Genomic DNA, 972 nt, shown 5'->3' with positions numbered 1-972 from the left:
CCGGGACACCGGCTCGAGCGTCGCGTCCCCCACCGCCCCCAACGCCTCGGGAAGCCCGGCACCGGACCCCTCAGCATCCTCCACCACGAGCGGCAACAACCCCCTGATCAAGATCCCACCCGCATCCGTCACAACAGCGGCGCAGCAGGCCGCCATGACCGCCGCCGCCACGCAAGCCAAGGCCAGCGGCAAGCCCGTGCCGGTCACCGCACTGACCGACGAGGTCACCCAGGTCACCGCCCAACCCGACGGACAGTTCACCGCGGACACCAACGTCACCCCGGTGCGCGCCCTGCACAGCGGGACCTGGGTGCCGATCGACACCCACCTGCACCGCAACCCGGACGGCTCGCTCTCCCCGAACGCCACCGCGTACGGCACCGTGCGCTTCTCCGGCGGCGGCACCGCCGCGCTCGCGACCACGACCTCCGGCGGTGTGTCCTACACGCTCTCCTGGCCCGGACGCCTTGCGGCCCCGCGCGTGTCGGGATCGAGCGCGACCTATCCGGACGTGCTGCCCGGCGTCGACCTGCAGGTGCAGGCCACGGACACCGGCGGGTTCTCCACCGTCCTGATCGTCAAGACCGCCGCCGCGGCGCGCAACCCGCAACTAAAGACACTGAACCTCCCGACACGTATCGCCGGCGGCCAGATCACCCGCAGCCGGGCGAAAGACGGCATCACCCTCTCCAGCGGGCCGCGCGGCCCGATCCTGCAGTCCGCCAGCCCCCTGATGTGGGACTCGAACACGACCCTCGCCGCGGTCAACCCCAAGGCCGCGCGAGCACACCTGCAACTGTCCCCCGATCCGTCGACCGCCGGGCACGCCGGCATCGCCGCCCGCCTCGCCCCGGTCACCACCAAGGCCACCGCCACGGCGCTCACCCTGATCCCCGACCCGGCGCTGCTCACAGGACTGCACACCGTCTACCCGCTGTACATCGACCCCACCATCGACTGGACCCCCACCAC

General features: G+C 72.0%; 1 pseudogene. It reads left to right on the top strand.

The annotated features are described in order from the left end of the window. Window positions 1–154: 154 nt before the first annotated feature. A pseudogene (locus tag KGA66_RS29215) lies at window positions 155–972 on the top strand (LamG-like jellyroll fold domain-containing protein); the annotation flags it as partial.

Source organism: Actinocrinis puniceicyclus (assembly GCF_018283645.1).
Classification (GTDB): domain Bacteria; phylum Actinomycetota; class Actinomycetes; order Streptomycetales; family Catenulisporaceae; genus Actinocrinis; species Actinocrinis puniceicyclus.
This window is presented reverse-complemented; position numbering and strand designations above follow the sequence as displayed.